A 20,210-nucleotide genomic window follows, 5' to 3' on the forward strand; every position below is an offset into this window, starting at 1 on the left:
CATGGCCTCCTTTTTGATATAGACGTTAATCAACTGATTAGTTTTAATTTTTTTACTCGTCATACCATCTGTTACTTTTCAAATTCATGATTTTATATCCTGCAAAACTCTCTATTTCTCATCATTTACATAATAATTATGTCACTTAATACAATTATTAGTAATAATAGTCATTACTATTATCATTCTCTATTCGGATTTATACACTGTGAATAACATGACGCCTTTCAAACAACACCCGCTAACACCCGTTTTATTAAGTGCCATTGCCGCATCATTTTCAATTTCCAGTGCTTTTGCAGAAACGCCGAATAGTGAGAAATCTGACACCTTAGTCGTCAGTGCTCAAGCTCTTAAAGTGAATACATCACTACAAGAAACCCCTAAATCCGTTTCAGTGATCACCCAAGAAGAGCTAGAAACACGCGCACCACAAAAGCTTGATGAGGCGTTACGTTATACTTCTGGCGTAGTTTCACAACCTTACGGCGCCGATAACGATACCGACTGGTTTAAAGTACGCGGGTTTGATGCTGCAACTTATTTAGATAACAGCCGCCTATTTCGCGATGGTTATTACACTTGGCTATTAGAGCCTTATGGCTTCGAACGTATTGAAGTGGTTAAAGGGGCTTCTGCCGTTTTATTCGGTGAATCAACACCCGGTGGCGCAGTAAACGTCGTGACTAAAAAACCGTTATTTACCCCCAAAGGCGAAGTTTTCCTTGAGACGGGAAATAATGACCAACGAGGATTCGGTTTGGATGTCGCTGGTAATGCCAATGAAGAAGGTAATGTACGCTACCGTCTTGTTGGCACAATGAAAAAAAGTGATGGTGAACTAAAAGGCACAGATAATGAACGTGTTTATATTGCGCCGAGCTTAGCTATTGATATCTCTGACGATACGATGCTGACATTAATGGGTACCTATTTACATGATGATGGTACTCCCACGAATCCGTTCTTCCCTGCCGCAGGCACAACTATCAAATCACCTTTTGGTAAAATTAAGCCATCCACTAATTTAGGTGAGCCCGATTACGATAAATATAAACGTAGTCAATTGTCTGCAGGCTACCTACTTGAACACAGTATTAATGATTCATGGCGCTTTTCTCAACGCTTAAATTACGGCTACAATAAATTAACCTTGCGCAGTGTTTATGCATTCCCTAATGCGGATACCTCCGTCAGTGAACTAAGCCGAGGTGTAGTATTTCGTGACGGTAAAAATCAAAGTATAACTTTTGATAATAATATTGTTGGTGAATGGGATTCTGAACGTTTCGAACATACCCTGTTGACTGGTGTTGAACTGCAATATCACCAAACCAAAGGGGATGAACAAGACAACTATAATTTTGACAAAATTAATCCTTGGAACCCTATCTATGGTAAATACACCCCAATTGACCCTGCGAATAACATCAATCGCACCATTGATAAAACACAATCGAGCCTCTACTCACAGTACCAAGTGAAATTTGACAGCCAATGGATAGGTGTTGCTGGCCTTCGCTATGATTGGGTTAAAACTGAAAATAAAAATAAAACTCAGCAAATTAATAAATCACGTAATGATGGTGAGTTTAGCTTGAATACCGGAGTGATGTATTTAGCCGATAATGGACTTTCTCCTTATGCAAGTTACTCACAATCATTTGAAGTGCTAAGCACCATTGACCCAGAAACAGGTAAACTATATGACCCACTAAAAGGTGAGCAAGTTGAAGTGGGTGTAAAATATACTCCAAACTATTTTGATGGATATATCAATGTTGCCTGGTTCGATATTGAACAAAAAAATGCGTTGGTGACCAATCCAAAAACATTTGTAGCCACACAAACAGGAAAAGTAACCTCAACAGGTATTGAAACTGAGGCTATGGTGCAGCTAACGGACAATTTCAACGTTCAAGCCGCCTATACCTATACCAACGCAAAAACAGATAACACGGGTGACCGCGGCAAAAAGCAAGCAGGACTAATCCCTAAACATATGGCCTCTGCTTGGGCAAATTACACTATCCCACTGACAGATACCCAAGAAATCACATTAGGATCAGGCGTTCGATATTTAGGTCAGTCAAAAGATAATCCAGCTAATTTAGCCAGTAATATTACAGTACCGAGTGCCACACTTTGGGATGCCGCAGCAACCTATAAACTCAATAAACAATGGCAGTTACAGGTGAATATCAATAACCTACTCAATAAAGAATACGTTTCTGCCTGTGATTATTACTGCTATTACGGTCAGTCTCGTTCCGTTCTTATCCAAACAAAATACAACTGGTAATCTGCTTCGCTCACGCCCTATCATTTAATAGGGCGTAGTTTTTTTATTTGAGAAAATTTTTATGTTTGAACTTCGTGATATTCATATTGTACGAGATGGACGCCCGATTTTATCGATTCCATCACTAACGCTACCGACGACTGAATTAACCGTTGTATTGGGGCACAATGGCTCAGGCAAATCGACACTCGTTAATTTACTTGCAGGTCAAGCGGTACCAGACCAAGGCACCGTTCATCTTGATGGCAAAAACCTTGCACACTACAATAAAAAAATGCTCGCAAGGCAACTGGCTTTTTTGCCACAAAAATTACCTGCATCCGCAGGTTTATCAGTACGCGAACTTGTACGCTTAGGCCGATTTCCTTGGCGTGGCGCCTTCGGTCGTTGGCATCAAGATGATAAAACTATTGTCAGCCAAGCCATGGATAAAGCGGGTGTCTCTTCTTTTGCGGATACTCTCGCCGATAATTTATCCGGCGGTGAGCGGCAACGCGCTTGGGTTGCCATGTTACTGGCCCAGCAATCTCCTGTTTTAATATTGGATGAACCTACATCAGCACTAGATATTCACCACCAATATCAATTAATGAATTTACTACGTGAACTCAATAGAACCCAAGATGTCGGTATTATCGTCATTTTGCATGACTTAAATTTAGCCTTACAGTATGCCTCGCATATTGTTGCATTGAAGAATGGTCAAATAGCATTTGAAGGTCCTGCAAACTTATTAAATGATGAACAACGCCTATCTAATTTATATGAAACGCGTGTTCGGTTAATCGAACATCCTGAAGGCCCTAAAGGCTGTAAAGTGGCGGTGATATGCGATTAATTCCGTTGCCATTTACGCATTTAATTGTGCTGTTTTCACTACTGTTCAGCTCTCTAAGTTTGGCTGAAATCACAATTAATGACGATAGAGGTACTCAAACCTTTATCACTTCACCTGAACGTATTGTGGTACTTGATTGGGATTTATTAGAGCAAGTTTTATCTCTTGATATCATTCCGGTCGGTGCAACCGAAATTAATAGCTACAATCAATGGGTTGTTATGCCAGCAGCGCCTGAATCTATTGATGAAGTAGGTACTCGTGCAGAGCCTAATCTTGAAAAAATCGCCTCGTTAAAACCTGACGTGATCCTTGCGACTAGCGCACAACAAGATTTAATTCCGTTATTACAACGAATTGCACCGGTGGTCTATTTAACCAATTTTTCGGCTCAAGATGATGCAGCAATTGTTGCTATCCGTCATTTTAAAACTTTGGCGACATTGTTTAATAAACAACAACAAGCAGAAAAACAATTAGCCCAGTTAGATAAACAGTTTGAGTTATTACGCGCAAAACTAGCACAAGTCTATCCTAATAATACTGAAGTCACCGTCATCCGATTTTCAACGCTGACCTCGGTATTTCTGCCAACGGAAAATGCGAGTATCAATTATGTTTTACAACGCTTAGGACTGAAACCTGCCGTAAAATTACCAGCACGACCTTGGGGGATCACTCAGCGCCGTATTAATGAACTTAGTCGTATTGATGATGGCTATGTTTTATTTCTACGTCCTTTTCCTGATGAAAAAAAACTTGCCGATGCTCGTTTATGGCAAGCGATGCCGTTTGTACAAAAAAATCAGGTAAATGGGGTCATTCCTGTGTGGAATTATGGCGGTGTTTATTCGCTACAACGTATGGCGCAAGCGATCACCGATAGCTTATTGGAGATTGCACCAGCACCATGAAAATAACCTCCTTATTCGGTTTTATTTTATTGCTCTTGGTATTAGCCATTGGCAATCTTCAATTAGAACCTGGGCTTTCTATTAGCCAGCAAATTAGTCTTATTTTTGCGCCACAATCAGCACAAAATTTTCCAGAAATTTTTTATCTTTATGGGCAACTACCTCGCTTAGTGATGGCGTTATTAGTGGGCGCGACATTGGGTTTAGTTGGCAGCTTAATGCAGCAACTAACACAAAATAATCTCACCTCTCCACTGACTTTAGGAACATCTTCTGGTGCTTGGCTTGGGCTGGTTATTCTTTCTATCAGCTTCACAGATTTAAGTGCGGATTTTGCACCACTAGTCGCAATGGGTGGTGGATTATTAGCGTTTGTACTTGTTGTGACGATCACTGGACTACGTAACATGACAGGCCTGCCTCTCATTGTTTCCGGCATGGTTGTTAATATTCTTCTCGGCGCTATCGCAACGGCGCTTATTACGCTAAACAGCCAATTTGCTCAAAATATTTTTATGTGGGGTGCCGGTGATTTAACACAAGATGGTTGGTCGGCAGTCATTCGATTGCTGCCACAATTATTACCTGCGTTATTTATTATTATTTCAGCCCCTCGAATTTTAACTGTCTTACGCCTTGGACATGACGGCGCACAGGCAAGAGGATTATCAGTTTTACCCATTTTTATTTTATTTATGGTTGTTGCTACATGGCTAGTTGCTGCCGTAATAAGCACTATTGGTGTGATTGGCTTTATTGGTTTATTAGCACCAAACATTGTCAGAGCTTTTGGTGCAAGAACAGCGCTGAGTGAATTGTTAGCAAGTGCCTTATTGGGTGCATTACTTCTGTTATTTGCTGACACTTTAGCCATTGCCATAAGCCAATGGTTACATTCCGTAATCCCAACAGGCGTCATGGCCGCTGCAATCGGAGCACCAGCACTGATTGCTTTTAGTCGCAGAACCTTTAAAGCCCAAGATAGCCTCACCCTACTATTAAAACCCATTATTCGCCCCCAATTGTTGTACCGTGCAGGCGGCTGTATCATATTTTTACTTGCAGTAGGAATGACGCTCTCTGTTTTTTTACAAAACTCAGAACATGCCATAGTTTGGCAATTACCAGAAGCATTTCAATGGGCACTTCGGTGGCCACGATTGCTAACAGCACTAATAGCGGGTATCGCTCTTTCTGTCGCGGGTACATTATTACAGCGCTTAATCTACAACCCGCTTGCAAGTCCAGATATTCTTGGCGTCTCTTCAGGAGCTACTGTAAGTTTGATTCTGGTAAGTATGATTCTAGGGACAACCATACAAACTTCATTATGGGGAGTGGCTTTATTAGGCAGTTTACTGGTGTTAGCGTTGTTACTTTTATTAGGCCGACGACATCAATTTGCACCTGCGAGTCTGATATTGATCGGAATTTCGCTAACCGCCTGCCTTGAGGCCTTTGTCCAATTTTTCCTCGCTCAAGGAACGCTCAGCAATTATCGTATTCTATTGTGGCTTTCTGGTTCAACCTATCGAGTCAATGATCAACAAGCCATTCTATTCTCAATCATTGTTGTATTGCTTGTTATTGTCACATTATCGCTAAGTCGCTGGTTAACATTGTTGAGTATTGGTCGTGCATTTTCCCAAGCTCGTGGATTACATGCGGGAAAAGCGACAATGTTACTGCTAGGATTAGTTGCTCTACTATGTGCTTTAGTAACTGCAACTGTAGGGCCTTTGGCTTTTATTGGGTTAGTCGCGCCTCATATGGCCGCACTGTTGGGGGCTCAGAAAGTGAAATCACAACTGATTTTGGGTAGCCTACTTGGTGCAACCTTAATGGTTTGGGCAGATTGGTTAGGACAACTCATTATTTATCCGTCCCAAATTGCAGCAGGGACTTTAGTTGCCATTCTTGGGGGTAGCTATTTTCTAGCCTTAATGGTGATCAATCGGTTCCGTACTTAATACTCATATTCATGCCTTCAGCTTGCATATAGAAGGCATGAATATTATTTCGCTTTAAGCTGAATTACTTTTCTTCATCATGTAAAGTCAACACTTCATAACCATCTTTAGTCACTAAAATGGTATGTTCCGATTGTGCCGACAGCTTTTTATCACGAGTAACAACGGTCCAGCCATCTTTTTTAGTTTTGATTTTCATGGCACCTTGGTTAATCATTGGCTCAATCGTAAAGGTCATGCCCTCTTTAAGTACCACCCCTTTACCACGAATTCCATAATGTAATACTTGCGGGTCTTCATGCATTTCACGACCAATACCATGACCGCAATATTCACGGACAATACTGTAGCCATTGGATTCTGCATGATGCTGTATCGCAGAGCCAATATCCCCTAATGTAGCACCCGGCTTGACCTGCTTAATCCCTTCCCACATAGCGGCATAAGTATCTTTAACCAGTTTTTTTGCTAATGGGGATGCTTCAGGCATCGCATACATTTTGCTTGAGTCTGCAATAAAACCATTTTTTTCGAGTGTAATATCGACATTAATAATATCTTTGGCTTTCAAGTACTCATCATCTTTGGGCACACCATGACAAACCACCTCATTAACGGACGTATTTAATACATAAGGATAGTCATATTGCCCTTTACTTGCCGGACGCGCTTGCAACTCATTGACGATATAACTTTCAACTTTATCGTTAATTTCCATGGTCGAGATACCCGGCACCATAATAGAATCTAACATGTTGAAAACACGTGCTAATAATCGGCCTGACTCACGCATCAGCTCAATCTCATCAGCTGTTTTGATGGTAATATTATTCATGCGTTTTTCCTTTTTGTTCAATAACTTCTTTTTCAAGCATTTCATTAATTAACATGGTAAATGTTTTATTTGGATTCAATTCAGCCTGCATACCTATTTTGATCCAAAACTCCGCTTGTGAATTGATTGAGCGCGACATGACCTGACTCGCATATCGCAAATAATCATGCAGTTCATCTGAAATTTTAACTATTCCCAAAATCGCACCCTTGAATATACAAAATATAGTTGTTTCATATATAGATCATATACCAACGAGGTTATTGATAAAAGTCACCAAGTAACTGATAGCACAAATCAGTCATCTAATTCGTCAATTTAGCCCTTATATCTTTCCTAAGATGAATACACCGTCAAAGTATTTTTTATTTGAATCCGTTATCCTAAATGTCGGGACGATATCGCCTCCCGTGATTTAGAGATATTTATTAATATTATGGATATCTCTTATTTTATATACCCTATATCGCTAAAAACTTATAATTCAATACAGCATGGACTCAATAAATGAGAGCTGGAGAAAAACATGTATAACAAAATTTTAGTCCCTATTGATATTACAGAGAAAAGCTTGGCACATTTAGTTCTATCTCATATTCAATATCTTGCAGAATATGAAAACGCTCATATTCATTTTTTAGCCGTGATCCCAACAATCCCGTTCTATACCACAATGGGATTTGGTTTCGCAGAAAAAGCGGATAGCGAGCAAGAAAATGTCACTAAAAAATTAGCTGAAATAATTAATGAATTTAAAATCCCGGCAAGCAAATATAGTGCTCAAGTTGTAATGGGAACGCCAAGAGATGAAATATTGCGTGTCTCAGAAGAAATTTCTGCGGATTTAATTGTGATTGGTTCAAGACGTCCAGGTATGTCAACCTACTTCCTAGGCTCAACTGCATCCATGATCATCCAAAACTCAAAAATATCGGTATTAACCGTTCGCTAATTCTCCCTTTAAATCAAATAACAAGAAATCTACCTCAGTGGATTTTTTGTTATTATTTTATTTTTTCACTAATAATTGCCTATCCTCCAAAATATTAGATTGTATTTATACCTAAATCCATGCACATTATCCTTATTTGATAATTAACCTAACATCCACACTTTTCCCTCTAGGAATCTAATGAAAAAATATTTACTTGGTATCAGCATCGCAGTAAGCGTGGTATTAGCAGCACTTCTGATTGTTGCCGCTATCATGTTTTACAATATGAAAGACAAAGCGATTGAGATCTTAGAACAAGTAAAATCAGGTGATTATGCTGAATTAGTAAAACAAAATACTCAAGATTTAGTACCTGAATCATTGAAAAATTTACAGGCAATAACTGTTGAAGGCGATCAATGTGAATATTTTTATCAAAAAGTGGATTCTGTAATTACTTACTTAAATGATAACCCTGATATTACGGGCTCAGAAATATATTCAAACCAACTTTCAACGCTTAAAAGTACGATTGAAAAAACACCATCCACATTCAAAAATGCAGCCTGTGAAAAAGGGATATCTAGTTTGAATTACATTATTAATACAGTATCCCCCAGCCAATAAAGCTCAACGGGACTAACCCATAATAAATTGATGACCTTCATTGCTATAACTCCACATTGTCATAGCACAATAATTTACACCACCATTTGGGTGCTAAATCTGTAAATGAATGGTATTCGAGTTCTAAATCGTGACTAGATAAATTATCCATCACGCCAGTTAATAATGCGACTGTAGGTGCGTCATCAATAGCACCTATAGAGCTACCGCACTGTGGACAAAAAGCACGGCTTGAATATTCTGATGAGCGATAAACAGCTGGCTTCCCACCTTTACCTATCCATTCAACACGGTTTGCCGGAAATTCAATCCATACCGCCATTTGTGCGCCTGTATGTTTTTGGCAAATATCACATGAACAAGAATGCACATTCGATGGCTCAAATGCACGAAACTGAATATGACCACATAAACATCCACCAGCAATAACCTTATCCATTGCAAATACCTCAAAATAAAAAAATAACGCTACCACAAGCCAATATAAATACGATTAATTTAAGCTTAAATATGAGGCTTTTTAAATATAAAAATAAAGCTCTCCAAAATAGAGAGCCTTAATGATTAATAGACACACTTATACTATTGAATACTTTTACCCTGAATGTTTTTTCGCTGCTGATTAACATCTTCAAGTAGTGCATTCACTTGTTCTGAGGTAAATGCCCTTTATGCCTTATTTGATAGGTTAGGCCAATATATACCGATGATCGGGTTGAATACCCACGGCGGTGTCATTTTCGCTTATTTAGGCGGGATTGCACTCCATGTATGGACGATTAAAGGTTATTTCGAAACGATTGATGGCTCACTAGAAGAAGCCGCAGCATTAGATGGTGCGACACCTTGGCAGGCATTCAGACTGGTTTTACTACCGCTATCAGTCCCTGCTTTAGCCGTGGGTATGCAGCAATATCTTAATCCACAAAATTACCTATGGGGTGATTTTGCTGCCGCAGCAGTGTTATCCGCAATTCCAATTACTATTGTATTTTTACTAGCACAACGCTGGCTGGTTAATGGATTAACCGCAGGTGGCGTAAAAGGCTAAAACTGACAATGATTGCTCCCCTTATCAACCAAGGGGAGCAACAAAAATTACTCACTTACCCAAGTTTCTGATTGTACCAACCACTCATATTGTCCTATCACATCCCGTTGATTTAGCCAACGTGACAGCATATCTAACATCAACATTACACTGACGTCTTGTTTCTCTTTTAGGCTATGATTAGTTGGTAAATACTGCACTCGCTGGGCGTAACTTTTATTTGGCGTATGCAGCGCTAAAGCCAATTGTCCATCGTCAAAACACCCTATTGCTAATCCAATAGCGACATTTTGCTGAGCTGATATCTGCTTTGCCTGTTCGGCAAGCTGTTGCAGCGTTTGTTGAGCGTCTCGCTCAAGCACTTCGCTTGGCGTAAATAGTCCATCAACTGAACGTAATATCCAACTCAATAAGCCTGCACTAAATTGTTCACTCACTGCCACTTGTAGCTGTTTTTCACGCAATTTTCGGCTAATCACACTCGGTAAACCTTCGGTTCCTTCAAAAACAAGATTATCGCCAACCCCTTGTTTAATCACTTGCCAATGGGCTTCCATCTCATCACGCATTGACGCAGGACCTGTAAGTTTTAACTCTATAATCGGCATTGAAGAGCGATACCCCAAAACACAATTTTGAGGATGAGTTAGGCTATCAAACTGCTTTGCTAAACTGCTTTCGCTGCGACCAAAACTGGTTAATCGTAAGCAAATTGGAGGCTCAGGTAATGTAAAACGTTGTTGTAAACGAGGTAGGATCTGTTGGTTAATCATTACTTTGAATTCAGAAGGTACGCCCGGTGTAAAAAATAGCAAACAGCCATTGATCTCGACAGAAAACCCGCAAGCAGTACCCACAGGATTATCGATGAGCTCTGCATTTTCAGGTAATAACGCCTGCTTTCTATTCGTTTCAGGCATTACCCGCCCGCGAGCAACGAAGTAGCGCTCCATAACGTCAATCCACTCAGAATGCTCGACTAGTGGCACACCTGCCGCTTTTGCGGCAGCTAATGCACTTAAATCATCACTCGTCGGCCCAAGTCCACCATTTACAATTAAAATATCTGCGTGGAGGCTACGCTCAAGAAATATTTCAACTAAATGGGCTAGTTCATCACCAACGGTTGTTCGGCAACTTAAAGGAAGACCTTGCTGGAAAAAGCAATCTGCAAGCCATGCAGCATTTGTATCTATAATTTGCCCATGTAGCACTTCATCACCGGTACTTAGCATCTCAACAACTAACATTACGCATCCTTGGCTTATCCATTCATTATTTAACTAAACTACCCCATTATCACCATCACTAAAATCAATATTTAAACATAATAAATAATCGCCAAATAAGTAAAACGCAGTTACTGAGCAACTGTTTCGCTAGTAGGAACAGACGAAAAAACAAATAAAACAATAAAAATCAATATCTTAATCTTTAATTAATATCTATCCCTAAAATTTTAAAATCAATTCAGTGACCAGTTTAACAAAAATGCAATAACTCATTTACTTTATCAATCAATTCATCTAAATATAGTCATATTACGAAATGGAACACTGTTCCTTATAAGGGAACAATGAATATAACAATAATCCCATTTTACTTATTACCTTTGCATTCAGGGGGCATCATGAATAATCGGCTACAATCAGCAGGATTTGTTTTATTACTACTTAATTATTTTTCATTAAAAAAACCTGTTTGGGGTGTGCGCGAATTAGCTCGACACATAGATAAGAGCCCTTCTGTTGTTCAGCGCGGCTTTAATATTTTAGAAGAACAAGGCTTTTTACAAAAAAATAAAAATAAAGAGTATCTACTAGGTTTACGTTGTATTGAATTAGGTCACCTAGCTAATAATACGCGCCAATTTTCACAATTAGCTACTGACTATCTACGCCCTTTATCAGAAAAAACGCATGAAACTGTATTTATATATCGGCGATATGATGATATCGCTATTTGTAATTTTATTTTAGAAAGTGACCATTTTATTCGTTTTACATCAACTGAAGGTGAAGCATTATCACTTCATGAAGCACCTTTTACTCAAGTAATTCTTGGTTCTATGAATACATTATATATTCAAGACTATTTGATAAGACATAATTTACAGGATGACTTAATTTTAAAAACTAAATTACAACATTATGCAAATGAAGGTTATGCCTATTCGAAAGAAGCATACCTTGCAGGAACTCAAGGTTTGTCTGTTCCTATTTTCTCATTTGAGAAAGGGGTATTAGGTTCGTTATGTATTGCAGCATCAAGCCAAAGTAAAGATTTAACTGAATATTATCCATTATTAAAATCTACAGCATCCCAGCTATCCGCCATATTTTAATTGTTGTTTATGGCTAAATAAACCATCGAAAATATACGATGGATATATATTAAAATATAAAAAAATAGGTAATCTCTATGAATGTATCTCAACATAAAAATGATACAGAGGTACGTGTATCTATATTTTCACCACCATTATTTATCGCAATAATTATATTATCTTTTGTGGGTGCCATTATCGGTATCCAAATTATCGTCACACTCGGAATATCAGCTAATACCTCAATTATTGGTGCCGTATTAGCCATTTTATTATCTCGTATTCCCATCTCTATATTTTCATCATTTAGATTTATAGACGCACAAAATTTAATTCAAACCAGTATTTCAGCCGCTACTTTTGCAGCCGCCAATGGGTTAATGATTGCGATTGGAGTGCCTTGGGTGCTTGGAATGCCTGATTTAATTTGGCCAATGATGGCTGGCGCATTTATGGCTATTATCATTGACGGTACTATTTTGTATGGCTTGTTTAATACCAAAGCGTACCCTGCCAGCGCATCATGGCCCGCAGGCGTTGCAACAGCCGAAACCTTATGGGCAGGTAATAAAGGTGGAAAACGACTAGGTGCATTGCTTGCCGGCTTCACCTTTGGCGCCGTTGGCGCCGGATTCGGAATTCCAATGGCATCCGCAGGTATTGCCTTAATTGGCAGTATTTTCGCTTTATTCATGTTTGCAATAGGTCTACTTATTCGTGGTTTTTCTGAGTCTGGCTTAATTCCCTATAACTTATATGAACACTATGTACCTCACGGTGTCATGATTGGTGCGGGCATCGTGGCATTAATACAAATTGGTTTTATTGTTTTTCGTAAAAAGAAAGATGATAACCAACAAATTGATGAAAGTGATGAATTAGCTCAAAGCAGTAGCCGAATTAAAAAAACACTCCTTAAAGGCGCTTTCTTTTATTTTCTCACTGCGCTCACGCTAACTTTTATTAGCCAGATATTTGTCACGGTGACATTACCGCAATTAATTGGTTTCTTGATTTTTGCGACTTTAACGGCATTAGTTCAAGAAATGATAGTTGGTATGGCTGCGATGCATTCCGGTTGGTTCCCTGCCACAGCGGCTGCTTTAATTTCCCTCATGATTGGCGTCTTATTAGGTTTTCCACCTGAAGCACTTGCTGTGTTAGTTGGATTTTGTGTCGCAACTGGACCTGCGTTTGCAGATATGGGCTTTGACCTTAAAACCGGATTTATGATCCGAGGCTATGGTAAAAATCCAAGTGCTGAAATTTATGGGCGAAAACAACAATATTTTGCTGCTATCGTCGGTTTTTTCTGTGCCTTAGTGGTCGTTGCATTAACTTACGATTTCTATTTTGAACAAGATAAAATTGTACCTGCCTCACGTTTATACGCGGCAACAATCCAAGCAGGTAGCTCATCAGAAGTTGCCATGATGCTACTTCTATGGGCTGTTCCTGGGGCAATCATTCAACTTATTGGCGGCGCCAAACATCAAATTGGAGTGCTGTTCTCTACAGGCCTAATGATTAACTACCCGATTGCAGGCTGGACCGTATTAGTTGCTTTAGCTATACGCATCATTGTGGCCCGTTTCTTTAATGTCAGTTCAGACAAAATTTCTACTTTTGCGGGCGGACTCATTGCCGGTGATGCCCTTTACTCTACAGCAAAAGCCTTTCTACCGACAATCAAAGCAAAATTGCTTTCACTGTTAGCTCGCTAGTTTTGCACTAGGAAAACAATAATCATGAATATATGGCAACAAGTCTACCAAGATACATTAGTTTCCCAGCATTATGCTTATTTTGATACAGGTGCTGCGGCACCACCACCAAAACCAGTTATTGATGCGGTTAAAACATATTTGAATAAAACTGCCGAACGAGGAATTTATTTACCTAGTTTTCGCAAAGAAACCTATCAACGTGTAGAAAACTGTCGTCGTAAACTGGCTCAGTTTATCGGTGCCGATGAAACTGAAATCGCATTTACAAAAAATGGTACTGAATCCATTTGTTTAGTTGCCCGAGGAATTTCTTGGCACTCCGGTGATGAAGTGATTCTGCCTGATACCGAAATGCTCAGTAACATAGCGATCTGGCAGCTTTTAGCCAAAGAAAAAGGCATAAAAATAGTAACAGTTAAAGCAGATAACCAAGGTGTCATCTCACCTAAAACTATTGAACAAGCCATAACTTCAAAAACAAAATTAGTGAGCTTTGTTGCCCTATCAAATATTACAGGTGTCGTACAACCCGTTCAGTCAATTTGTGAGATAGCAAAACAACATGGTGTTCTCACCCACGTTAGCGCATCTCAAGCCCTTGGCATGTATAGCATTAACGTACAAGAGTGGCAGTGTGATTTTTTATCGTCTTGTGGTCGTAAAGGATTAAGAACAATTGAGGGAATTGGTATTCTTTATGTACGCAACGCATTAATACCCACTCTTACACCGATGTTAGCTGGCTGGTGGAATTGTAATGTTGATGCAAACTCTGGAGATATCACATTACCCATCACCGCCAAACGATTCGAAGCAGGTTGCCCTAACATCCCAGCCATTATCAGCCTCGATGCAGCATTAGATTATGCACTCAATATTGGGATGACGCAGATTGAAATACGTAACCGCCAATTAACTGAATATGCGATGAGCAAATTATCGTCAATACCTAATATCGCAATATATGGCCCAACAAATAGCCATCAACGTCTTGGTATTATCCCATTTAATATTAAAGGAATATCTTCTGACATCTTAATGCAAACACTAGAAGCTAAAAATATCATTATTGAATCAGGTCATTTTATGGCAACTGCTATTTTACAATTTTATCAAATTGAAAAAATGGCACGACTTTCGCTACATTATTTTAATCAAGAGTCAGAAATTGACCAATTAGTTAATTGTATTCATGAAATCATTATGGAGTATAAAAAATGACAAATGCATTATTAATGAGTAGCTCACGTATGGGCCAACAAGGTTATTTATCCCATGCTCATGAACAAATTCATCGTTTATTACAGCATAAACACCAAGAAATATTATTTATTCCTTATGCTGCTGTTTCATTTAGTTTTGATGAGTTCGAAAAAATTGTTCAGCCAGTTTTTAAATCTCTTGGCTATACGCTTAAATCTATTCATCATTTCAGTGATCCTATTGCCGCGGTTAATCAAGCCCAAGCTATTGCTGTCGGTGGTGGTAATACCTTTGCACTATTAAAACGCCTTTATGATGCACAATTAATTGATTTAATATCACAGCGCGTCAAACACGATAATTTACCCTATATAGGTTGGAGTGCAGGCAGTAACATTGCAACGCCAAGCATACGAACAACTAATGACATGCCAATTGTACAACCACCATCATTTCGTGCACTAAATCTTACTCCATTCCAAATTAATCCACATTTTATTTCAGGAAAACCTGTTGGTCATAATGGAGAAAGTCGAGAGGAGCGCTTAAATGAATTTTTGACATTAAATCCGAATGAAGAATTGCTTGCTTTATATGAAGGCACTGCATTGTTAATTGAAAATGATCAGGCAACTATTTTAGGTGATAAAAATGCCTTATGGTTTAAAGCACCAAATCAGATAGATGAAATAAAAACCAATCAACAATTTCCATTAAATATGATAAAAGGAATTGAATAATGTCATTAAAATATGTCAGTCAATTCTATGAACTACTCGATAATCCGCATATTAATGGGCAAAAAATTGTTAATATATTAAAATCAGTCAGCCCACCGAATGCTGAAATTATCCTCAATTCTGTTCATTATGAAGAGCCTGAAGATACCAGCCAACTTTGTGACTTTATTAAAGTTATTATTCCTGGCACTAATGGAAAATCACAAGGCGGTCACTATCCCACATTAGGTATTATTGGTCGTTTAGGTGCACAACAAGCTCAACCAAACCGTATCGGTTTAGTGTCAGACGCCGATGGCTCCATAGTGGCTTTCGCAAGTGCGATGAAGTTATTGGAAATGGCCTCAACCGGAGGTCGACTAAAGGGTGATGTTATTATCACCACGCATATTGCCACCCATGTTTCAATTACCCCTCACGAGCCGGTAGATTTTATGGGCATGCCTGTATCATCAACCACCATGAATCAATATGAAGTCGATGCCCAAATGGATGCTATTTTATCCATCGATACCTCTAAAGGTAACAGCATAATCAAGCACAGAGGAATTGCCATTTCCCCCACCGCAAAGCAAGGCTATATTTTGCGCGTTGCCCCTGATTTAGTGCGTTTATTAGAGTATGCAACAGGAAACATGGCTAAAACCTTCCCAATTACCACACAAGATATTTCACCCTACGATAACGGTGTCTATCACTTTAACTCCATCATGCAGCCTCATGTTGCAACGGATGCTCCGGTCGTGGGACTCGCAATCACGGCGAATACCATTGTGCCCGGCTCTGAAACTGGGGCAAGTTATGAAAATGAACTTATTGATGCAACTCGTTTTGCCGTTGAAGTTGCTAAACAATTTTGTTGGAATAAAATCAAGTTTTATCAACAAGATGAATATGATGCCCTGTATAACCTCTATGGCTCTTTAGCTCAAATTCAGGGAACAAAATAAATAATAGTTTAATTCATTGTTATTCCTGAAATTTTTTGTGATTAAACCATTTTAGAAAAAAAGTATAATTTAAAAATAATATCCAATAAAAAACGCCTCGCTATAACCAACAATAGAAAGGCGTTTTATTTTATCTTTGAAATAATAAACTAATTTGCGCCACGACGATTCTTAGCATAAGTATCAAAAGCGACAGCTAGAATAATAATTAAGCCTGTAATAATTTGTTGATAGTAGGCTGAGACATTCATTAACACTAGCCCATTAATGAGTAGCCCCATAATAATCGAACCAATAACAGTACCACCGATTCGTCCATAACCGCCCATCAATGATGTTCCACCAATAACAACCGATGCAATGACTCGAAGCTCAAAGGTAAAACCTGCTACTGCTTCTGCGCTGCCTAAGCGAGCACTTAAAATAAAGCCGGCAAGACCCGCCAAGCAACCAATAACCACATACACACTTACTAAAACTCGATTAACATTCACACCAGCAAGTCGAGCAGCTTCGCGATTGCTACCTACTGCATAAACAAAACGTCCCCAACGACTTTTATGCAATGCAAAGAAGCCAATCACAGCAACAATAGCAAAAATCCAGATAGGAATAGAAACACCAAGTAGCTCACCTCTACCCCACCAGCGATATCCTGCGTCGAAACCTGAAATAGGTGCGCCATCATTGATCACTAAAGTCACACCACGCCAAATTGTCATACCGCCAAGTGTGACAATAAAAGGAGGAATATTTAAACGCGTCACACCGAGACCATGTAGAAAACCGATAAAGGTACCGACCGCTAAGCAAATCACAAGTCCCACTAGCCAACTCATGCCGCCCCATGCTGCTGGGTCAATACCGACAAGATTATCGCCTTTAATCACAAAAGCGGCGGTCATTGCACAGACGGCAAGTATTGAGCCTACGGATAAATCAATTCCAGCGGTTAAAATAACTAATGTCATGCCCACCGCCATAATGCCGTAAATAGACACTTCGGTCAGAATATTGGTGACATTTCGCTCACTAATAAAATTACTGTTTTGCGTTTGAAAAAATAAAATCAATAACACCATGAAAATCAATACGCCAAAACGCTCAAAAAAGGCGATAAAATCAATTTTTTTACGGCCAACTGCCGCAGCTGATTGTTGTTGTGACATAAAAGCCTCTCTTATACGGCAGCGCTTGCTTGCAAACTGTGATGGCAAATTGCCATCATGGTCATTAATTTCTCTTCCGTTGCATCATCTCCTTGAATTTCACCCGTTAAACGACCTTCGCTAATGGTGATGATACGATCAGAAATCGCCATTACTTCAGGTAAATCAGATGAAATGACAATCACTGCAACGCCTTTTTTTGCCATCTCAAAAATAACTTGATGTACTTCAGACTTAGTCCCCACATCAATTCCTCGAGTTGGCTCATCAACAATTAATATTTTAGGGTTCATCGCCATACAACGTGCCAATATCACTTTTTGTTGATTACCACCTGAAAGTTTGCGTACTTCTTGTTCACTATTAACCATTTTAATTTGCAGTGCTTGCCGATAGCTCTCAATCAAATCATTTTCTTTACGAATATCAACCATCCACCCCATTTTCATTAGGTTTCCGAGCCCTGATAACGACAGGTTGTAACGAATTGACAACCCAAGCGCTGCGCCTTCTTTTTTTCTATCCTCTGGCACTAAAGCAATCCCTTTCTCAAGGGCATCCATCGGATTAATCGGCTGATAAGACTGTCCATCAAGGGTAAACTCACCTTTAGCATATTTATCTGCACCAAATATGCACCGAGCGATTTCAGTTCTGCCCGCCCCCATTAAGCCTGCAATTCCTAAAATCTCACCTTCATGGACTTCAAAATGAATATCGTGAAGCGCAATGCCGTGCGGATCGAGAGGTGGTTTTTCTTTACACAGTCCATTCACCGAAAAACGAACAGGTTTATCACGATGATAAGTTTCGCTATAAGGTCTTCTTTCAAAAATCACATTGCGTCCCACCATCATGCGAATAATGTCTTGAACTGTGGTTTTTGCGACTTCCCCTGAACCGGTATAGCGCCCATCTTGAAATACCGTAAATTTGTCACAAATTTGAAAAACTTCATGTAATCGATGTGTCACATAAATCACACTCACACCCCGATTTTTTAATTCGCGAACAACTCTATGCAAACTTTCTACTTCAATATCACTCAGTGCCGCAGAAGGCTCATCCATCACAATTAATTTGGCATTGAGCGTTAATGCACGAGCAATTTCAATCATTTGCTGCTGAGCAACACTCAACCTTGCGACTTGCGTGGTCGGTGAGATAGATAATTGTAGATAATCCAATACGGCTTTAGCTTCTTGATTTACTACGCGTTCATTGACCATCCACTTCATATTAAGCGCTTCGCGACCGAGAAACATATTTTCCGCAACAGTCATATTCGGCAGTAAATTAAACTCTTGATAAATAGTGATAATGCCTTTTTGTTGACGAAATACAGGCGAATCATTCCCACCAAGCATTTCACCATTAAACCAAATGTCACCACTTGTTTGCGGTTGAGCGCCCGCTAACGCTTTTAGAAATGTGGATTTACCCGCGCCATTTTCCCCTAATAAGGCATGAACTTCTCCTTGCATCACGGTCATTTGTGCATCACTCAGTGCCCATATACCGGAAAAACTTTTGGTCAGATTGGTAATTTTAAGTAGCGGCTCAGACATAAAAACTCCTTTTCAGGAAAACAGGGCTCAAAGAGCCCCGAATAAAAGGCACTGTTTTATTTTAATTCGCCAATACGTTCAGCTTGGTCAATATTGGCTTTGCTAATTACTGCCGGAGGGTAGTCTGCACCTGTAATGGCTTTTTTATCTCGAATATTATCAACCAATTGTCCCATTGCTGTTTTCACTGCATAACCGGCACGCTGATCTGCCGTAACGGACAACCAACCATCTTGAATGCGACTTAATGCTTCAGGGCTTGCATCAAAACCCGTCACCATAATTTCACCAGGTTTCAAACCTTGTGCTTTTAATGCCTCGATAGCACCCAGCGCCATATCATCATTTGCAGATAAAATAACATCTGGCTTTTTCGGCAATGATGGCAGCAAACTTTCAACGATCCGCATTCCTTCTGCACGCATCCAGTTACCATTTTGATCGGCAACTAAACGATATTTACTACCGCCTTCTTTCAAACTATCGCGAATACCTTTCGTGCGTTCAATATTCGAAGAAGAACCCGGTTGCCCTGTAATTAAAATCAAATCAGCACCATCTGGAAATTGCTGTTTCACATATTCCGCAATGGCATAGCCACCTTTATAGTTATTGGCACCAAAATGTGGAACCGCTTTTTCTGCATTAATCGTGCGATCAAGGGTTACAACAGGCAGGCCTGCATTTTGAATTTCTATCACGGCATCAGCGATGGCATTAACATCATTTGGCGAAACAATAAAACCTTGAGCACCCCGTGTAATGGCGTTTTCAATATCGGCAACTTGTTTAGGAGAACTTCCCTGACCATCTAACACTTGAATATTAACATTCTGCTCTTTTGCTGTTTTTACCGCTGATTTTTGCATGTGAACTTCAAATGGCGTAGATAGCGTTGGTAAACTAAATACAATTTGCTCTTCTTTTGCCATCATTGGGTTAGAAAAACCCAATACAGCAACCAGCGCGGTCAATCTCATTATCTTTTTCATTTCACTTTTCCCACTGATTATGAATGCATGTTGTGTTTTCATTCCATCAACATAAATAACATGT

The 20,210-nt window shown here is 39.4% G+C and carries 18 protein-coding genes and 1 pseudogene; 12 read left to right on the top strand and 7 right to left on the bottom strand.

Annotation, left to right across the window (positions count from 1 at the left end; all coding sequences use genetic code 11):
- Window positions 1–217: 217 nt before the first annotated feature.
- From ACTH6U_RS10315 to fhuB, 4 genes are all read left to right on the top strand, one after another.
- Window positions 218–2,302 (top strand): TonB-dependent siderophore receptor, encoded by a 2,085-nt coding sequence (locus ACTH6U_RS10315; RefSeq protein ID WP_441832156.1) that lies wholly within the window; start codon window positions 218–220, stop codon window positions 2,300–2,302.
- Between the two features lie 61 nt (window positions 2,303–2,363).
- The gene (locus tag ACTH6U_RS10320) at window positions 2,364–3,140 is read left to right on the top strand and encodes an ABC transporter ATP-binding protein (protein WP_441829414.1); all 777 of its coding nucleotides are present in this window, start codon (window positions 2,364–2,366) and stop codon (window positions 3,138–3,140) included.
- The gene (locus ACTH6U_RS10325) at window positions 3,131–4,054 is read left to right on the top strand and encodes an iron-siderophore ABC transporter substrate-binding protein (RefSeq protein ID WP_441832136.1); all 924 of its coding nucleotides are present in this window, start codon (window positions 3,131–3,133) and stop codon (window positions 4,052–4,054) included. Before ACTH6U_RS10320 ends, ACTH6U_RS10325 begins: the two co-directional genes overlap by 10 nt.
- Complete coding sequence (gene fhuB, locus ACTH6U_RS10330; RefSeq protein ID WP_441832137.1) at window positions 4,051–6,024, top strand: Fe(3+)-hydroxamate ABC transporter permease FhuB; 1,974 nt, start codon at window positions 4,051–4,053, stop codon at window positions 6,022–6,024. Before ACTH6U_RS10325 ends, fhuB begins: the two co-directional genes overlap by 4 nt.
- 64 nt (window positions 6,025–6,088) lie before the next feature.
- Here the strand turns inward: fhuB and map are convergent, their stop codons facing one another.
- Window positions 6,089–6,859: a type I methionyl aminopeptidase gene (gene map / locus ACTH6U_RS10335; protein ID WP_441832138.1), complete on the bottom strand. Its 771-nt coding sequence runs from the start codon at window positions 6,857–6,859 to the stop codon at window positions 6,089–6,091.
- Window positions 6,852–7,058: a ParD-like family protein gene (locus ACTH6U_RS10340; protein ID WP_294107574.1), complete on the bottom strand. Its 207-nt coding sequence runs from the start codon at window positions 7,056–7,058 to the stop codon at window positions 6,852–6,854. The genes map and ACTH6U_RS10340 overlap by 8 nt, the downstream gene beginning before the upstream one ends.
- Window positions 7,059–7,385: 327 nt before the next feature.
- Between ACTH6U_RS10340 and ACTH6U_RS10345 the strand changes: the two genes are divergently transcribed.
- Window positions 7,386–7,811, top strand: coding sequence for a universal stress protein (locus tag ACTH6U_RS10345; protein WP_294107576.1), 426 nt, complete (start codon window positions 7,386–7,388; stop codon window positions 7,809–7,811).
- Between the two features lie 180 nt (window positions 7,812–7,991).
- A complete protein-coding gene (locus ACTH6U_RS10350; protein WP_441832139.1) occupies window positions 7,992–8,420 on the top strand; it encodes a DUF5339 family protein in 429 nt (142 codons plus the stop codon).
- 43 nt (window positions 8,421–8,463) lie between these two features.
- Here ACTH6U_RS10350 and ACTH6U_RS10355 read toward each other — a convergent pair whose 3' ends face one another.
- Window positions 8,464–8,859, bottom strand: coding sequence for a GFA family protein (locus tag ACTH6U_RS10355; RefSeq protein WP_441832140.1), 396 nt, complete (start codon window positions 8,857–8,859; stop codon window positions 8,464–8,466).
- 225 nt (window positions 8,860–9,084) lie between these two features.
- On the opposite strand from ACTH6U_RS10355, the pseudogene ACTH6U_RS10360 reads away from it, so the two are divergent.
- Window positions 9,085–9,471: pseudogene (locus tag ACTH6U_RS10360) on the top strand (ABC transporter permease subunit); the annotation flags it as partial.
- Between the two features lie 47 nt (window positions 9,472–9,518).
- Here ACTH6U_RS10360 and ACTH6U_RS10365 read toward each other — a convergent pair.
- Window positions 9,519–10,721: a nicotinamide mononucleotide deamidase-related protein YfaY gene (locus ACTH6U_RS10365; RefSeq protein WP_441832141.1), complete on the bottom strand. Its 1,203-nt coding sequence runs from the start codon at window positions 10,719–10,721 to the stop codon at window positions 9,519–9,521.
- A gap of 380 nt (window positions 10,722–11,101) precedes the next feature.
- Here ACTH6U_RS10365 and ACTH6U_RS10370 point away from each other — a divergent pair, with 380 nt between their 5' ends.
- The 5 genes from ACTH6U_RS10370 (at window position 11,102) to ACTH6U_RS10390 (ending at window position 16,417) form a co-directional block, all read left to right on the top strand.
- Window positions 11,102–11,815, top strand: coding sequence for an IclR family transcriptional regulator (locus ACTH6U_RS10370; protein ID WP_434718757.1), 714 nt, complete (start codon window positions 11,102–11,104; stop codon window positions 11,813–11,815).
- A gap of 77 nt (window positions 11,816–11,892) precedes the next feature.
- Window positions 11,893–13,521: an OPT/YSL family transporter gene (locus tag ACTH6U_RS10375; RefSeq protein WP_441832142.1), complete on the top strand. Its 1,629-nt coding sequence runs from the start codon at window positions 11,893–11,895 to the stop codon at window positions 13,519–13,521.
- A gap of 24 nt (window positions 13,522–13,545) precedes the next feature.
- Window positions 13,546–14,745: an aminotransferase class V-fold PLP-dependent enzyme gene (locus tag ACTH6U_RS10380; RefSeq protein WP_336430835.1), complete on the top strand. Its 1,200-nt coding sequence runs from the start codon at window positions 13,546–13,548 to the stop codon at window positions 14,743–14,745.
- Entirely contained in the window at window positions 14,742–15,467 is a 726-nt protein-coding gene (gene pepE, locus ACTH6U_RS10385; protein ID WP_441832143.1) for a dipeptidase PepE, read from the top strand. The genes ACTH6U_RS10380 and pepE overlap by 4 nt, the downstream gene beginning before the upstream one ends.
- Entirely contained in the window at window positions 15,467–16,417 is a 951-nt protein-coding gene (locus ACTH6U_RS10390; RefSeq protein WP_441832144.1) for a DUF1177 domain-containing protein, read from the top strand. Before pepE ends, ACTH6U_RS10390 begins: the two co-directional genes overlap by 1 nt.
- A 149-nt stretch (window positions 16,418–16,566) precedes the next feature.
- On the opposite strand, the gene ACTH6U_RS10395 is transcribed toward ACTH6U_RS10390, so the two are convergent.
- From ACTH6U_RS10395 to ACTH6U_RS10405, 3 genes are read right to left on the bottom strand one after another with little or no spacing between them, the layout of a single operon-like run.
- A complete protein-coding gene (locus tag ACTH6U_RS10395) occupies window positions 16,567–17,586 on the bottom strand; it encodes an ABC transporter permease (protein WP_294350714.1) in 1,020 nt (339 codons plus the stop codon).
- Between the two features lie 11 nt (window positions 17,587–17,597).
- A complete protein-coding gene (locus tag ACTH6U_RS10400; RefSeq protein ID WP_441832145.1) occupies window positions 17,598–19,154 on the bottom strand; it encodes a sugar ABC transporter ATP-binding protein in 1,557 nt (518 codons plus the stop codon).
- A gap of 56 nt (window positions 19,155–19,210) precedes the next feature.
- Window positions 19,211–20,134 (bottom strand): substrate-binding domain-containing protein, encoded by a 924-nt coding sequence (locus tag ACTH6U_RS10405; RefSeq protein WP_441829431.1) that lies wholly within the window; start codon window positions 20,132–20,134, stop codon window positions 19,211–19,213.
- Window positions 20,135–20,210: the final 76 nt, after the last annotated feature.

The sequence above is a fragment of the Providencia sp. genome, assembly GCF_052096715.1.
Classification (GTDB): domain Bacteria; phylum Pseudomonadota; class Gammaproteobacteria; order Enterobacterales; family Enterobacteriaceae; genus Providencia.

What these genes read in the sequence shown, in the direction of transcription:
- ACTH6U_RS10315 (WP_441832156.1), top strand. Translation starts at nt 218, where the DNA reads ATGACGCCTTTCAAACAACACCCGCTAACACCCGTTTTATTAAGTGCC.
- ACTH6U_RS10320 (WP_441829414.1), top strand. Translation starts at nt 2,364, where the DNA reads ATGTTTGAACTTCGTGATATTCATATTGTACGAGATGGACGCCCGATT.
- ACTH6U_RS10325 (WP_441832136.1), top strand. Translation starts at nt 3,131, where the DNA reads ATGCGATTAATTCCGTTGCCATTTACGCATTTAATTGTGCTGTTTTCA.
- fhuB (WP_441832137.1), top strand. Translation starts at nt 4,051, where the DNA reads ATGAAAATAACCTCCTTATTCGGTTTTATTTTATTGCTCTTGGTATTA.
- map (WP_441832138.1), bottom strand. Translation starts at nt 6,859, where the DNA reads ATGAATAATATTACCATCAAAACAGCTGATGAGATTGAGCTGATGCGT.
- ACTH6U_RS10345 (WP_294107576.1), top strand. Translation starts at nt 7,386, where the DNA reads ATGTATAACAAAATTTTAGTCCCTATTGATATTACAGAGAAAAGCTTG.
- ACTH6U_RS10350 (WP_441832139.1), top strand. Translation starts at nt 7,992, where the DNA reads ATGAAAAAATATTTACTTGGTATCAGCATCGCAGTAAGCGTGGTATTA.
- ACTH6U_RS10355 (WP_441832140.1), bottom strand. Translation starts at nt 8,859, where the DNA reads ATGGATAAGGTTATTGCTGGTGGATGTTTATGTGGTCATATTCAGTTT.
- ACTH6U_RS10365 (WP_441832141.1), bottom strand. Translation starts at nt 10,721, where the DNA reads ATGTTAGTTGTTGAGATGCTAAGTACCGGTGATGAAGTGCTACATGGG.
- ACTH6U_RS10370 (WP_434718757.1), top strand. Translation starts at nt 11,102, where the DNA reads ATGAATAATCGGCTACAATCAGCAGGATTTGTTTTATTACTACTTAAT.
- ACTH6U_RS10375 (WP_441832142.1), top strand. Translation starts at nt 11,893, where the DNA reads ATGAATGTATCTCAACATAAAAATGATACAGAGGTACGTGTATCTATA.
- ACTH6U_RS10380 (WP_336430835.1), top strand. Translation starts at nt 13,546, where the DNA reads ATGAATATATGGCAACAAGTCTACCAAGATACATTAGTTTCCCAGCAT.
- pepE (WP_441832143.1), top strand. Translation starts at nt 14,742, where the DNA reads ATGACAAATGCATTATTAATGAGTAGCTCACGTATGGGCCAACAAGGT.
- ACTH6U_RS10390 (WP_441832144.1), top strand. Translation starts at nt 15,467, where the DNA reads ATGTCATTAAAATATGTCAGTCAATTCTATGAACTACTCGATAATCCG.
- ACTH6U_RS10395 (WP_294350714.1), bottom strand. Translation starts at nt 17,586, where the DNA reads ATGTCACAACAACAATCAGCTGCGGCAGTTGGCCGTAAAAAAATTGAT.
- ACTH6U_RS10400 (WP_441832145.1), bottom strand. Translation starts at nt 19,154, where the DNA reads ATGTCTGAGCCGCTACTTAAAATTACCAATCTGACCAAAAGTTTTTCC.
- ACTH6U_RS10405 (WP_441829431.1), bottom strand. Translation starts at nt 20,134, where the DNA reads ATGAGATTGACCGCGCTGGTTGCTGTATTGGGTTTTTCTAACCCAATG.